Genomic DNA, 13,584 nt, shown 5'->3' on the forward strand with positions numbered 1-13,584 from the left:
CCGGAGAGGGCGCGACTTTCCCACGACCCGCACCTTTCACTAGCATCGCCCCAGACGGCCAATTCGCAAGCGCCACAGGGGGATCGGTATTTCGTGTCCGCCGCACGTCGATCGACGTCCACCGCACGCCGGACGTTGCTGACCGCCACCGCCGCAGGGAGCCTGCTCGGGGCCCTGTGGTTCGTCCCGTCCGCCAACGCGACCACGCACCCCTCCGGGCAGCAGAGCACGGCGTCCACCCGGGCCTCCGAGGAGACGGGCGTCACGGACGCGGGCACCCAACTGGCCGACACCGGAAGCGTCGCCACGACGCCGTACGTGGTGGGGGGCACCCTCTTCCTGTGCCTGGGGGCAGGCTTCGTCACCTACTCGGTGCGCCGGGAGCGCATGGAGTTCTGATCCGCCCGCCGCACCCGCGAGGCACCAGGCCACCGGGGCCCCGCCCGACGGCAGGACCCCGGTGGCCGTTTCCCCGGCGGAGTACGCCTAGCGCAGCGCGCCGGTGACCGCCTCCACGGCCGCGACCAGTCCGCCCTCGCGCACGAAGGCGTCCGCGGCGGCCAGGTCGGGGGCCAGGAAGCGGTCAGGACCGGGCCCCTGGGCGCCCGCCCCGCGCAGGGCCGCGATCGCCGCCCCCGTGGCGGGAGCCGGGGTCAGGCCCTCGCGGAGTTCCACGGCCCGGGCCGCCGCGTACAGCTCGATGGCCAGGACCCGGGTGAGGTTGTCCACCGCCGTGCGCAGCTTGCGCGCCGCCGACCAGCCCATGGAGACGTGGTCCTCCTGCATCGCGGAGGACGGGATCGAGTCGGCGGAGGCGGGCACGGCCAGCCGCTTCATCTCGCTCACCAGCGCCGCCTGCGTGTACTGGGCGATCATCAGGCCCGAGTCCACGCCCGCGTCGTCCGCGAGGAACGGCGGCAGGCCGTGCGAGCGGTTCTTGTCGAGCAGGCGGTCGGTACGGCGCTCCGCGATCGACGCGAGGTCCGCCGCCGCGATCGCCAGGAAGTCCAGGACGTAGGCCACCGGGGCACCGTGGAAGTTGCCGTTGGACTCGACCCGTCCGTCCGGCAGGACGACGGGGTTGTCGACCGCGGAGGCCAGTTCGCGCTCGGCGACCATGCGGGCGTGCGCGAGGGTGTCCCGGCCTGCGCCCGCGACCTGCGGGGCGCAGCGCACCGAATAGGCGTCCTGGACGCGCGGCGCGTCGTCCTGGTGATGGCCCGTCATGCCCGAATCCCTCAGCACGGCCAGCATGTTCGCGGCCGAGGCGCCCTGTCCGGGGTGCGGGCGGATGGCGTGCAGCTCCGGCGCGAGCACCTTGTCCGTGCCGAGCAGCGCCTCCAGCGACAGAGCCGCCGTCACGTCGGCCGACTTGTACAGCTGCTCCAGGTCCGCGAGGGCCATGATCAGCATGCCGAGCATGCCGTCGGTGCCGTTGAGGAGCGCGAGGCCCTCCTTCTCGTGCAGTTCGACGGGGGCGATGCCGTGCTCGGCGAGGAGTTCGGCGGCGGGCCGGACGACCCCGTCGGGTCCTTCCGCCTCGCCCTCACCCATGAGCGTCAGCGCACAGTGGGACAGCGGCGCCAGGTCGCCGGAGCAGCCGAGCGATCCGTACTCGTGCACGACCGGCGTGATACCGGCGTTGAGTATGTCGGCCATGGTCTGCGCCACCTCGGGGCGGACACCGGTGTGCCCGGAGCAGACGGTCTTCAGCCGCAGGAACATGAGCGCCCGCACGACCTCCCGCTCCACCCGCGGGCCCATTCCGGCCGCGTGCGAGCGGACGATGTTGCGCTGCAACTGGATGCGCAGTTCCTCGCTGATGTGCCGGGTGGCCAGCGCACCGAACCCGGTGCTGACCCCGTACACGGGCTCCGGCTTCGCCGCCAGTGCGTCCACGATCTCGCGGGCCGCCGCGAGGGCCGCCACGGCCTCCTGGGAGATCTCGATCCGGGCGTCCGCGCGCGCCACGGCGAGAACGTCGGACGCGGTGACGCCGGACGTTCCCACCACCACAGTGTGCATATCCATATTCAGGAGCGTACGCAGTGAATTCAATCGTGTCACTAGTGGATGGCGGGTTGACCCCTTACCGGAATCCGCGGCCCGTCTCAGTGGCGTCCGCGGAACCGGCGGCGCTCCCCGGTGGCCGGCGGCGGTGTGTCGGCCAGGCGTACGACCGGGTCGTCGGGCCCCTCACGGCCCGCGACCACGGGCTTGGCCGAACGCAGGGCCTTGGCCCGGTACTGGGCCGCGTCCGCGAGCCGGAACAGCCGGCGGGCCGAGCGGACGGTGCCGATCCGGTCCTGGGTCGAGGCCACCCCGCAGGCCACGCCGTCCCCGAACTCCAGCTGCGCGGCACGACGGCAGATCTCGTCCGCGACCCGCACGACCTCGTCGGCCGGCGGGCCGACCGCGAGGAGGCAGAACTCGTCGCCGCCGAGCCGGGCGACCAGGGCACCGGGCAGCATGGCGCCGCACAGCGAGAGAACCGATCCGAAGCGCTCCAGCAGCCGGTCGCCGACGGCGTGCCCGCGTGTGTCGTTGACCCGCTTCAGCCCGTTGACGTCGCAGACGACGAGGGAGACCGCGACCCCGTCGACGCGGTGCCGTTCGATCGCCTCGTCGAGGCGCGCGTCGACGGCACGGCGGTTGGCAAGCCCGGTGAGGGCGTCGGTGAAGGCGAGCCGCCGGGCCTCCTCCAGGCGCTCGGTCTGGGCGATGCCGGCGGCGACGACGGAGGCGAGGACGGCGGCGAAGTCGGCGTCGGCGTCACCGAAGGCGGGGGCGCCGGCCTCGCGGGCGACGTACAGCTCGCCCCAGGCGAGGCCGTGCAGCAGCACGGGCGCGACGACGCAGCAGCCGCGCCCGCGCCGGCGCAGGGCGGCGACCCGCTGGTGGCAGTACCCGGCATGCCCCGCGGCCGGGCCCTGAGCGGTCTCCACCCAGGCGCTCGGCCCGCCGCCGCCCGCCCAGCGCTCGTGCAGGAACTCGGTGATCTCTGGGAACTGGTGCACGGGGTAGGTCTCGTCCTCCGGGAACTCCTCCTCATCGGACGCCCGCTGCCCCACATTGACCAGGACCCGCAGCCGTCCGCGCTCGCGCTCCCAGACCGAGAGCGCGGCGAAGCTCCCCCCGAGCGCCCGGCACGCGCCGAGCGCGGCGGCCCGCCAGGACTCCCGCGGGTTGTGCGCCGCCGCCATCCCCTGCGCCAGCGCCACCACGGCCGCCAGCCGACTGTCCTCACCCACGACTACAGGCTAGGGACGATCAGGACAATGTGAGACATCAGTGCGGCGATCAGGGTGTGGGCCACGCCGCCGCCGGGGCGGCGTGGCTCCGGGGTCACGCGTGGATCACTCGCCCGGCCACTGCGGGCTGCGCTTCTCGTTGAAGGCCGCCACACCCTCCGCGCGGTCCCCGGAGAACGCCACCGAGCGCCACGCCGCGTCCTCGACCTCGAGCCCGGCCCGCAGATCGAGGCCGTGGCCGAGCCGCAGGGCACGCTTCGCGGCGCGCAGGCCCACCGGGGAGTTCGCCGCGATACGGGACGCGAGGGCGAGCGCCTCCTCCCGGTCCCGGCCCTCCGGCACGAGCTCGTCGACCAGACCGAGCTCCCGTGCCTCGGCCGCCTCCAGGCGCCGCGCCGTGAAGATCAGCTCCGCCGCGCGCGCTGCGCCCACCCGGCGGGGCAGCAGCTGGGTACCTCCGCCTCCCGGGATCACCCCGACGGAGACCTCGGGCAGGCCGACCACCGCGGTGCGGTCCGCCACGATCAGATCGCAGGACAGCGCCAGCTCGAAACCGCCACCCAGCGCGAAGCCGTGCACGGCGGCGACGGTGGGCATCGGCAGCTCCAGTACGCCGGTGTACGCGGCGCGCGCGACCGGACGCTGGCGCACGAGGTCGGCGTCCGTGAAGGAGTTGCGCTCCTTGAGGTCCGCCCCCACACAGAACGCCCGCTCGTGCGTCGAGGTCACGACCGTCACCCGGGCGTCCCGGTCGGCGGCCAGGTGCGCGCACGCCGAGGCGATCGAGCGGGCCATCTCCGTGGACACCGCGTTCATCGCCTTGGGCCGGTCGAGCGCCAGCTCCGCGACGTACCCGTGCCGCCGTACGACGACGTGCTCGCCGAACAGCCGCTCGTCCTCCTGCTCCGCCATGACACCCTCCCGGTTAACGCGGGTTAACTACCGACGTCCCGATCATCGCAGCCGAAGCGGCCCGGCGAAAGCCGCCACGAGCCGTCGTCGAATGCGGGCCATTTACGGCCACTCCTCCTCGTTCGGGTGACATCCGGGCCGTCTCCTCCTCACCCGCCCGCAATCGCCACATAATCTGCCCACCGCTGCGGCGCATTGGGGGAGTGCGGGGCGCACACCGGGGAGGACTGGATGACGACGGACACGGCCACCACCGAGACGACCGGGACGACCACGGCACCGCAGGATGCCGCGGCGCCCCGACTGTTCCGTCCAGCGGGCCGGCACCGCAAGCCCCGGCCGCGGCGGGCGGTTCTCCTCGCCGTCGGCGGGATCGCGCTCGCGGCAGGGGGTCTGAGCCTCGTCCGCCTGGCGCCGGAGTCGGCGACGGCCGGGGACGGGACGGCGGCGGCCGAGCCCCGGATCGACGCCACCGACACGGCGGTGACGGTCGAGACGACCCTGCCGCACACGAAAGACGTGAGCCGCTCCGCGACGACGATCACGCGCGCGGCGAGGCCGGCCTCCGCGCCGACGGCCGACCTCGGGACGTCGCGGGCCTCGTACTCACACACCGCACGGGCCACCGACCCCGCGACCGGTATCCCGGAAGCACCCTGGACCCCGACGGCCTCCCGTTCGTCCCACCCGCCGCAGTCCACGACGCCCTCCGCGTCGTGGCCCACGCCGACCGAGCCCCCGGACCCCACCACACAGGCGCCCTCGCCGTCCCCGGACTGGCCGGGCCTGTGCGTGCCGATCATCGGCCTGTGCGTGGGCCTGCCCGGCTCCGACGGCTGACCGAGCCGTAGGAGCCGAGACCGGCCCCGCCCAGGGCCGACCGACCATGTACGGGCCCCACCCGGAGGCCCGCCGGTCGACTCCGTGCCGATCATCGGCCTGCACGTGCGACTGCCGACCCCGGCGGCGGACCGAACCGTACGGAACGAGACCGGCCCCGCCCCGGGGGCCGACCGGTCATGTGCGCGCCCCACCCGAGGGCCTGCCGGTCGACTCCGTGCCGATCACCGGCCTGCACGTGCGATTGCCCACCCTCGGCGGCGGACCGAACCGTACGGAACGAGACCGGCCCCGCCCCGGGGGCCGACCGGTCATGTGCGCGCCCCACCCGAGGGCCTGCCGGTCGACTCCGTGCCGATCACCGGCCTGCACGTGCGATTGCCCACCCTCGGCGGCGGACCGAACCGTACGGAACGAGACCGGCCCCGCCCCGGGGGCCGACCGGTCATGTGCGCGCCCCACCCGAGGGCCTGCCGGTCGACTCCGTGCCGATCACCGGCCTGCACATGCGATTGCCCACCCTCGGCGGCGGACCGAACCGTACGGAACGAGACCGGCCCCGCCCCGGGGGCCGACCGGTCATGTGCGGGCCCACCCGTCTGGCACGGCACAACCGCCCGATGCGGGCCCCGCCCGCCAGGCACGGGCCCGCCCGCTCACGTGCGGTCTACGACGCCGACGCCGTTTCGCGTCGTGTCAGCAGCCACGGCTCGATCACGCCGAGGCCGCGTACCGGGCGCTGCCACATCGGCTGGAGCGCGAAGCGGTACGTGGGGGGCTCCTCGCCCTCCTTCTCCGCGGCGGCCGCGGCCTCGGCGGCCTCCGCCTCGGAGGCGGGCGCCTCGCTCGTACGGGTCAGCTCCTCCGCGAAGGCGCTGTCGACCAGGACCGCGTCCCGGGGGGCTATAGAGGTGAGCCGACTCGCCAGGTTCACCGTCGTACCGAACACATCGCCCATGCGCGTGGTCACCGTGCCGAAGGCTATCCCCACGCGCAGTTCCGGCATGGTCTCGTCGTTCGCCATCGTCTCGATCAGGCGCAGCGCGATCTCCGCGGCCGTCCCGGCGTCGTCCGCCGCGTACAGCACCTCGTCGCCCAGCGTCTTGATGAGCCGGCCGCCGTGCGCGGCGACCAGGTCCGCCGCGGTCGTCTCGAAGGCCTCGACAAGTTCGCCGAGTTCCTCCTCCTCCATGCGGCGTGTGAGGCGGGTGAAGCCGACCAGGTCCGCGAAGCCGACGGCGAGCCGGCGGTCGACCATCTCCTCGTCGTCCGCCGCCTGCACGACCCGGCCGGTCGCCGCGGCGAGCTGGCGCCGCCAGACGTAGACGAGGAACTCCTCGAGCTCCGGCAGCAGCAGCTCGACCAGGGGATAGGTGACCTCGGTACGGGTCATGCCCGGCTCGGGGGGCTCGGTGAGGCCCTCCAGGAAGGAGTCGATCTGCCACTCGGCCAGTCGGGCGGTGGTCTGCCCGGTCGACCGGGCCACCTGCACCGCCATCGCCTCGCTCAGCAGGCCCGCCTCGACCAGACCGGCCAGCCGGCGCAGGGCCAGGACGTCGGCCTCGGTGAGCGCCTTCGCCTGCCCTATGTCCGCGAAGCCCATCGCCCGCCAGAAACGGGACGCCAGCTCCATGGACACGCCCGCGCTGCGCGCCGCCTGGAACGGGGTGTAGCGGCGCTCCGCACCCAGAATGAGCTGCTCCAGGCGCAGCGTCAGGGGGTTCTCGTCGGACTCGCCGTGTGCGTCCCGCCCGGGTTCACCGTCGGGGGCGGGGTGTACGCCCGTGCCCGAGCCCGTGTCGTCGACGGTCACGCGTGCTGCCCTTCCGATCTGCCGCGGTCAGGTATCGACCGCGGTCAACTCTACGGCAGGTGTGCGGTAGCTCACTCCCTCAGCGGCACGGTCGCACACAGCGCGCCCCAGCGGATGCCGGACACGGCCGTCAACTGCCTACGCGGGCCGCAGATGCACGATGTCCCCGGCTCCCACCGGCTCCTGTACCCCGTTCTCGGTCGCCAGCACGAGGCGGCCGTCACCGTCGATCGCCACCGCCTCGCCGGTGATGGAACGGTCGCCGGGGAGTTCGGCCCGCACGAGCCGCCCCAGCGTCGCGCACCCGGCCGCGTACGTCTCCTGCAGGCCGCTCACCGCCGGGTCGCCGCCCGCACCGCGCCAGCGGACGTACCAGTCCTCCAGGGAGCGCAGCACCGCCCGCAGCAGCGTGTCGCGGTCCGTGGTGCGGGCGCCCGCCAGGGCCAGGGAGCCGGCCGTGGGCACCGGCAGCTCGGTCTCACGAAGCGTGACGTTGATGCCGATGCCGACCACCACGCCGTTCTCGCCCGCGCGTTCCGCGAGGATGCCGCCGGTCTTGCGCTCCTCCTCGCCCACCGTGACCAGCAGATCGTTGGGCCACTTGAGTGTCGTGTCGACGCCCGCGGCCCGCGCGAGCCCCGTCGCGACGGCCACCCCGGCGAGCAGCGGGAGCCAGCCCCAGCGGGCGACGGGCACCTCGGCCGGCTTCAGCAGGACCGAGAAGAACAGTCCGGACCGGGCCGGGGCCGTCCAGGTGCGGTCGAGCCGCCCGCGCCCGGCGTGCTGCTCCTCGGCGACGAGGACGGTGCCCTCGGCCGCCTTGCCCTCCGCGGCCAGGGCGACGAGATCGGAGTTGGTGGACCCGGTGCGCGCCACCACCTCGACCCCGGACCACAGTCCGTCCTCCCGCACCAGCCCCCGGCGCAGCGCGGCGCCGTTCAGGGGCGGGCGGTCCAGGTCGGACCAGCGGCTGCCGCCACCGGTGGCGTCGTTCGACGGGTCGTTCGCGTCTGAGGGATCTCGCGGCATCATGCAAGCCACCCTAGGTGTGGTCAACGCCGCACTGCCGATCGGTAGGCGCACCACTACGCTACGGATGAGTAACCGTTCGTTCTTCTGAGCATTCTCCTAGCACGTCACACGTCCCCACTGAGCAGGCAGGGAGCCGCATCCCGATGTCCGAGCCGGAAGAGATCGACATTCACACCACCGCGGGCAAGCTCGCGGACCTCCAGCGCCGCGTCCAGGAGGCGACGCACGCCGGCTCGGAGCGTGCCGTGGAGAAGCAGCACGCGAAGGGCAAGCTGACGGCCCGTGAGCGGATCGAGCTGCTGCTGGACGACGGCTCGTTCGTGGAGCTGGACGAGTTCGCCCGGCACCGCTCGACCAACTTCGCACTGGAGAAGAACCGCCCCTACGGGGACGGTGTGGTGACCGGGTACGGGACCGTGGACGGCCGGCCCGTCGCCGTGTTCTCCCAGGACTTCACCGTCTTCGGCGGCGCCCTCGGCGAGGTCTACGGCCAGAAGATCGTCAAGGTGATGGACTTCGCGCTGAAGACCGGCTGCCCGGTCATCGGCATCAACGACTCCGGCGGCGCCCGTATCCAGGAGGGCGTGGCCTCGCTGGGCGCCTACGGCGAGATCTTCCGCCGCAACACCCACGCCTCCGGTGTGATCCCGCAGATCAGCCTGGTCGTCGGCCCGTGCGCGGGCGGCGCGGTGTACTCCCCGGCCATCACCGACTTCACGGTGATGGTCGACCAGACCTCGCACATGTTCATCACCGGCCCCGACGTGATCAAGACGGTCACCGGCGAGGACGTCGGCTTCGAGGAGCTGGGCGGCGCCCGCACCCACAACACCGCCTCCGGCGTGGCCCATCACATGGCCGGCGAGGAGAAGGACGCCATCGAGTACGTCAAGCAGCTGCTGTCGTACCTGCCGTCCAACAATCTGTCCGAGCCCCCGGTCTTCCCGGAGGAGGCGGACCTCTCCGTCAGCGACGAGGACCGCGAGCTGGACGTGCTCGTCCCGGACAGCGCCAACCAGCCCTACGACATGCACACGGTGATCGAGCACATCCTCGACGACGCCGAGTTCTTCGAGACCCAGTCGCTGTTCGCGCCGAACATCCTGACCGGCTTCGGCCGGGTCGAGGGCCACCCGGTGGGCATCGTCGCCAACCAGCCGATGCAGTTCGCCGGCTGCCTCGACATCGACGCGAGCGAGAAGGCCGCGCGCTTCGTGCGCACCTGCGACGCCTTCAACGTGCCCGTGATCACCTTCGTCGACGTGCCCGGCTTCCTGCCCGGCGTCGACCAGGAGCACACCGGCATCATCCGCCGCGGCGCCAAGCTGATCTTCGCCTACGCCGAGGCCACCGTCCCGCTGATCACGGTCATCACCCGCAAGGCCTTCGGCGGCGCCTACGACGTCATGGGCTCCAAGCACCTGGGCGCGGACCTGAACCTGGCCTGGCCGACCGCCCAGATCGCCGTCATGGGCGCCCAGGGCGCGGTCAACATCCTGCACCGCCGCACGATCGGCGAGGCGGACGACCCGGAGACGACCCGCACGCGGCTGATCCAGGAGTACGAGGACACTCTCCTCAACCCGTACATCGCGGCCGAGCGCGGCTACATCGACGCGGTGATCACGCCGTCCGACACCCGCCGCCACGTCGTCCGCGGGCTGCGTCAGCTGCGCACCAAGCGGGAATCCCTGCCTCCGAAGAAGCACGGCAACATCCCCCTGTAAACCCCGGACCCTGGAGCGGACATGACGATCAAGGTCGTACGGGGCAATCCGACCCCGGAGGAGCTGGCCGCCGCACTGGCGGTGGTCAGGGCCCGCGCCGCGGCGGCGGCCGCGCTGCCGCCCGGCGCGGCGCGGGAACGCGACTCCTGGGCCGACCCCTCCCGTATCGCCGCCCACCGGCTGTCCCAGCCGGGTGCGACGGCGTGGGCGCGCACGTACTGGCCCGGCTAGCGGCCGGTCCGTGCCGGTCGGTCCTTCGCGACCGGCCGGCACGGGAGCCCGGCCGGAGCCGGGCGACCCCGCGGCCGAGTTGAGTACCCGTACTCAGGCGCCGGAGTACGCCGCCGACGCACGATCGAAGGCATGCTCTGGTCCGACCCCGACAACGAGCCGCCGGAAGAACTGCGCGAGACGCAGGAGATGTTGCGGCGGCTGGGGGTCCTCATGGCGCTGGCGATGGTGATCGCGATGATCGTCATCGGCATCAGGTGAGGCGCGCCGATACGCTGAGCCCATGACCGATCAGCCGCGTCGCCGTCTCGTGCTCGCATCCCAGTCCCCCGCCCGGCTCGGATTGCTCCGGCAGGCCGGACTCGATCCCGAGGTCGTCGTGAGCGGGGTCGACGAGGACGCCGTCACCGCTCCCACGCCCGCCGAACTGGCGCTCGCGCTCGCCGAGGCCAAGGCCTCCGTGGTGGCGGCCAAGCCCGAGCTCAAGGGTGCGCTGGTGATCGGCTGCGACTCGGTACTCGACCTGGACGGCGAGGCCCTCGGCAAGCCCGCGGACGAGGAGGAGGCGACGGCACGCTGGAAGTCGATGCGCGGCCGGGCGGGCACGCTCCAGACGGGACACTGCGTCTACGACACTCTCAGCGGCCGGTACGCGTCCGCCACCGCGTCCACGGTGGTCCGCTTCGGTGAGCCCACGGACGAGGAGATCGCCGCGTACGTGGCCTCAGGCGAACCCCTGTACGTCGCTGGGGCGTTCACCCTCGACGGCCGCTCGGCACCCTTCATCGACGGCATCGACGGCGACCACGGCAACGTGATCGGCATCTCGCTGCCCCTGGTGCGCCGACTGCTGGCCGAACTGGGCGTCGGCATCACCGACTTGTGGGCCCCGCAGGCGAAGTGAACGCCGGCCGGGCGGCCGGTGCGAGCAGGACGCCGGAAGCGACGGGCGCGCGGCGCGTTCCCCGACCGCCCGGTGAGGGCCGTGGGCGAGGGGTGCCCAGAGGGTCCTGAGTGCCCCATGAGGGCCCTGTGAGCAACGGGAACCTGGATTCCCGGGTGGCGGTGGAGGCGTTCAGGGAGTGACCGGTGCCGGGCCGCCGTTCTCGGGTGTCTCGGGCCCGGTCTGTTCCACGGCCCTCTGCACCGTTCCCTGGTCCTCCCCCGGGCCGCCGTCCGCGGGCGGCGCGTCGGCCGGGCCCTGCGGGAGGTCGTACGTCATCAGGGTGAGCAGTATCAGTCCGAGCACCACCATCATGAACGCGAACGCCCCCCAGCCCACCAGGCCGACGGTGAAGGCGCCGAGCAGAGCGTGCACCACGGCCGCGCTGATCAGAAGGATGCGCCAGATGCCGGACGGGGGCCGGCCGCGCAGCGCGACCAGCAGGGCGGCGAACGCGCACAGCGCGAAGTAGAGCCCGAAGACGACTCCGCCCGCCTTCGACGACCGCGACATCATGTCCGGGTCGAGCCCGGCCAGGGACATCTGCTGCCGGTCCACGACCGTGCCGAGGATCCAGTTCAGCAACGTGATGCCGATCGCCTCCACAAAGAGGAGGACCACCACGAGCCAAGCCACCGGTCTGCGGATCACCCGCCCCCACCCACCTTCGTACGCGCTTTCCTGTTACTGCCAGTACGTTCGAGCCATCGTGAACGCTACTAACGGGTAAACGACGGGACAAGAGGTTTGGCAGGGGCAAAGATTCATTGGGCCATTAGTAGGGACTCCACAAAGAAACACGACCCGTAGCGGGACTACTTCATAGAGACCTTGACCACATCGGAGGGCTAGGGTTTTCCGGTGGATTCCCCTGTGCGGCGGTGCGACAAGGGGTTTCGCGGATCGAGTGAGCCCGGTTTCACGCTCCGTGTGGGCAAGCTCACCACTGGGAACGGGTCGAAACGTCGTGTCGGCAGTCCCTAAACTCGGCTTGTTTCAAGGAGAGGGAGCCATCGTGCGCAAGGTGTTGATCGCCAACCGTGGCGAAATCGCTGTCCGTGTCGCCCGGGCCTGCCGTGACGCCGGTATCGCGAGCGTGGCCGTGTACGCGGACCCGGACCGGGATGCCCTGCACGTCCGTGCGGCCGACGAGGCGTTCGCCCTGGGCGGTGACACCCCCGCCACCAGCTACCTGGACATCGACAAGGTCCTCCAGGCCGCCAAGGACTCGGGCGCGGACGCCGTCCACCCCGGTTACGGCTTCCTCTCCGAGAACGCCCACTTCGCCCAGGCCGTCCTGGACGCCGGGCTGATCTGGATCGGCCCGCCGCCGCACGCCATCCGCGATCTCGGTGACAAGGTCGCCGCCCGGCACATCGCGCAGCGCGCCGGTGCCCCGCTCGTTGCCGGTACGCCCGACCCGGTCTCGGGTGCCGACGAGGTCGTCGCCTTTGCCGAGGAGCACGGCCTGCCGATCGCCATCAAGGCCGCCTTCGGCGGTGGCGGACGCGGCCTGAAGGTCGCCCGCACCCTGGAAGAGGTCCCCGAGCTGTACGAGTCCGCGGTGCGCGAGGCCGTCGCCGCGTTCGGCCGCGGCGAGTGCTTCGTCGAGCGCTACCTGGACAAGCCCCGGCACGTGGAGACCCAGTGCCTGGCCGACCAGCACGGCAACGTGGTCGTCGTCTCCACCCGTGACTGCTCCCTCCAGCGCCGCCACCAGAAGCTGGTCGAGGAGGCCCCGGCCCCGTTCCTGAACGAGGACCAGGTCGCGCAGCTGTACTCCTCCTCGAAGGCCATCCTCAAGGAAGCCGGCTACGTGGGCGCGGGCACGGTGGAGTTCCTGGTCGGCAACGACGGCACGATCTCCTTCCTCGAGGTCAACACCCGTCTTCAGGTCGAGCACCCGGTCACCGAGGAGGTCGCCGGCATCGACCTGGTCCGCGAGATGTTCCGGATCGCCGATGGCGAGGAACTCGGCTACGGCGACCCCGAACTGCGCGGCCACTCCTTCGAGTTCCGTATCAACGGCGAGGACCCGGGCCGCAACTTCCTCCCGGCCCCCGGCACGGTGACGACGTTCGCGCCGCCGTCCGGCCCGGGCGTGCGTCTGGACGCGGGCGTGGAGTCCGGTTCGGTCATCGGCCCGGCCTGGGACTCGCTGCTGGCCAAGCTGATCGTGACGGGCCGCACCCGCAAGGAGGCCCTGGAGCGGGCTTCTCGCGCCCTGGAGGAGTTCCAGGTCGAGGGGATGGCCACGGCGATCCCGTTCCACCGCGCGGTGGTCAAGGACCCGGCGTTCGCGCCCGAACTGACCGGCTCCACCGATCCGTTCACGGTGCACACCCGGTGGATCGAGACCGAGTTCGTCAACGAGATCAAGCCGTTCGCGGCGCCCGCCGATGCGGAGGCCGACGAGGAGACGGGCCGCGAGACGGTCGTGGTCGAGGTCGGCGGCAAGCGCCTGGAGGTCTCCCTGCCCGCGTCGCTGGGCATGTCGCTGGCCCGTACGGGACTTGCGGCCGGAGCCAAGCCGAAGCGGCGCGCGGCCAAGAAGTCCGGGCCGGTGGCCTCGGGCGACACCCTCGCCTCCCCGATGCAGGGCACCATCGTGAAGGTCGCCGTCGAGGAGGGCCAGGAGGTCAAGGAGGGCGACCTGGTCGTCGTCCTGGAGGCCATGAAGATGGAGCAGCCGCTGAACGCGCACAAGGCGGGCACCATCAAGGGCCTGAGCGCGGAGGTCGGCGCGTCCATCACCTCCGGCGCCGCGATCTGCGAGATCAAGGACTGACACGCCTGCACACCCGAGCGCCCCAGGACCGGACGACCGGCCCGAGG

At 72.3% G+C, this 13,584-nt stretch carries 13 protein-coding genes; 7 read left to right on the plus strand and 6 right to left on the minus strand.

Annotated elements, in window-relative coordinates:
* Positions 1-93 precede the first annotated feature (93 nt).
* Positions 94-399 (plus strand): hypothetical protein, encoded by a 306-nt coding sequence (locus ACQEXA_RS22740; protein ID WP_432931837.1) that lies wholly within the window; start codon positions 94-96, stop codon positions 397-399.
* 87 nt (positions 400-486) lie between these two features.
* On the opposite strand, the gene hutH is transcribed toward ACQEXA_RS22740, so the two are convergent.
* The 3 genes from hutH to ACQEXA_RS22755 all read right to left on the minus strand — a co-directional run bounded on the left by hutH (position 487) and on the right by ACQEXA_RS22755 (position 4,163).
* Complete coding sequence (gene hutH / locus ACQEXA_RS22745) at positions 487-2,025, minus strand: histidine ammonia-lyase (protein WP_432939502.1); 1,539 nt, start codon at positions 2,023-2,025, stop codon at positions 487-489.
* An 86-nt stretch (positions 2,026-2,111) separates the two neighbouring features.
* Entirely contained in the window at positions 2,112-3,251 is a 1,140-nt protein-coding gene (locus tag ACQEXA_RS22750) for a diguanylate cyclase domain-containing protein (RefSeq protein ID WP_432931835.1), read from the minus strand.
* 105 nt (positions 3,252-3,356) lie between these two features.
* Positions 3,357-4,163: an enoyl-CoA hydratase/isomerase family protein gene (locus ACQEXA_RS22755; RefSeq protein WP_432931833.1), complete on the minus strand. Its 807-nt coding sequence runs from the start codon at positions 4,161-4,163 to the stop codon at positions 3,357-3,359.
* A 231-nt stretch (positions 4,164-4,394) separates the two neighbouring features.
* On the opposite strand from ACQEXA_RS22755, the gene ACQEXA_RS22760 reads away from it, so the two are divergent.
* Complete coding sequence (locus ACQEXA_RS22760; RefSeq protein ID WP_432931831.1) at positions 4,395-5,003, plus strand: hypothetical protein; 609 nt, start codon at positions 4,395-4,397, stop codon at positions 5,001-5,003.
* Between the two features lie 667 nt (positions 5,004-5,670).
* On the opposite strand, the gene ACQEXA_RS22765 is transcribed toward ACQEXA_RS22760, so the two are convergent.
* Both ACQEXA_RS22765 and ACQEXA_RS22770 read right to left on the minus strand, forming a co-directional pair.
* The gene (locus ACQEXA_RS22765) at positions 5,671-6,816 is read right to left on the minus strand and encodes an adenylate/guanylate cyclase domain-containing protein (protein WP_359411162.1); all 1,146 of its coding nucleotides are present in this window, start codon (positions 6,814-6,816) and stop codon (positions 5,671-5,673) included.
* 138 nt (positions 6,817-6,954) lie between these two features.
* Positions 6,955-7,848 (minus strand): biotin--[acetyl-CoA-carboxylase] ligase, encoded by an 894-nt coding sequence (locus ACQEXA_RS22770; RefSeq protein WP_432931826.1) that lies wholly within the window; start codon positions 7,846-7,848, stop codon positions 6,955-6,957.
* A gap of 143 nt (positions 7,849-7,991) precedes the next feature.
* Between ACQEXA_RS22770 and ACQEXA_RS22775 the strand changes: the two genes are divergently transcribed.
* The 4 genes from ACQEXA_RS22775 to ACQEXA_RS22790 all read left to right on the plus strand — a co-directional run bounded on the left by ACQEXA_RS22775 (position 7,992) and on the right by ACQEXA_RS22790 (position 10,710).
* Entirely contained in the window at positions 7,992-9,575 is a 1,584-nt protein-coding gene (locus ACQEXA_RS22775; RefSeq protein WP_433130861.1) for an acyl-CoA carboxylase subunit beta, read from the plus strand.
* A 21-nt stretch (positions 9,576-9,596) separates the two neighbouring features.
* Positions 9,597-9,806 carry an acyl-CoA carboxylase epsilon subunit gene (locus ACQEXA_RS22780; RefSeq protein WP_432931821.1) on the plus strand — a complete coding sequence of 70 codons (210 nt, stop codon included), beginning with the start codon at positions 9,597-9,599 and terminating at the stop codon, positions 9,804-9,806.
* A 132-nt stretch (positions 9,807-9,938) separates the two neighbouring features.
* Positions 9,939-10,067 (plus strand): morphogenic membrane protein MmpB, encoded by a 129-nt coding sequence (gene mmpB / locus ACQEXA_RS22785; RefSeq protein WP_359393688.1) that lies wholly within the window; start codon positions 9,939-9,941, stop codon positions 10,065-10,067.
* Between the two features lie 22 nt (positions 10,068-10,089).
* On the plus strand, positions 10,090-10,710 hold the full coding sequence (locus ACQEXA_RS22790; RefSeq protein WP_432931819.1) for a Maf family protein: 621 nt from the start codon (positions 10,090-10,092) through the stop codon (positions 10,708-10,710).
* A 171-nt stretch (positions 10,711-10,881) separates the two neighbouring features.
* On the opposite strand, the gene ACQEXA_RS22795 is transcribed toward ACQEXA_RS22790, so the two are convergent.
* On the minus strand, positions 10,882-11,400 hold the full coding sequence (locus ACQEXA_RS22795; RefSeq protein WP_432931817.1) for a hypothetical protein: 519 nt from the start codon (positions 11,398-11,400) through the stop codon (positions 10,882-10,884).
* A 364-nt stretch (positions 11,401-11,764) separates the two neighbouring features.
* Between ACQEXA_RS22795 and ACQEXA_RS22800 the strand changes: the two genes are divergently transcribed.
* A complete protein-coding gene (locus ACQEXA_RS22800; protein ID WP_359393695.1) occupies positions 11,765-13,537 on the plus strand; it encodes an acetyl/propionyl/methylcrotonyl-CoA carboxylase subunit alpha in 1,773 nt (590 codons plus the stop codon).
* Positions 13,538-13,584 lie beyond the last annotated feature (47 nt).

This window comes from Streptomyces sp. CA-106110 (genome assembly GCF_050936285.1).
In the GTDB taxonomy this organism is placed as follows: Bacteria; Actinomycetota; Actinomycetes; order Streptomycetales; family Streptomycetaceae; genus Streptomyces.

Excerpts from the sequence above, each read along its gene's own strand:
- hutH (WP_432939502.1), bottom strand. The coding sequence starts at position 2,025 with ATGCACACTGTGGTGGTGGGAACGTCCGGCGTCACCGCGTCCGACGTT.
- ACQEXA_RS22755 (WP_432931833.1), bottom strand. The coding sequence starts at position 4,163 with ATGGCGGAGCAGGAGGACGAGCGGCTGTTCGGCGAGCACGTCGTCGTA.
- ACQEXA_RS22760 (WP_432931831.1), top strand. The coding sequence starts at position 4,395 with ATGACGACGGACACGGCCACCACCGAGACGACCGGGACGACCACGGCA.
- ACQEXA_RS22770 (WP_432931826.1), bottom strand. The coding sequence starts at position 7,848 with ATGATGCCGCGAGATCCCTCAGACGCGAACGACCCGTCGAACGACGCC.
- ACQEXA_RS22775 (WP_433130861.1), top strand. The coding sequence starts at position 7,992 with ATGTCCGAGCCGGAAGAGATCGACATTCACACCACCGCGGGCAAGCTC.
- ACQEXA_RS22780 (WP_432931821.1), top strand. The coding sequence starts at position 9,597 with ATGACGATCAAGGTCGTACGGGGCAATCCGACCCCGGAGGAGCTGGCC.
- mmpB (WP_359393688.1), top strand. The coding sequence starts at position 9,939 with ATGCTCTGGTCCGACCCCGACAACGAGCCGCCGGAAGAACTGCGCGAG.
- ACQEXA_RS22790 (WP_432931819.1), top strand. The coding sequence starts at position 10,090 with ATGACCGATCAGCCGCGTCGCCGTCTCGTGCTCGCATCCCAGTCCCCC.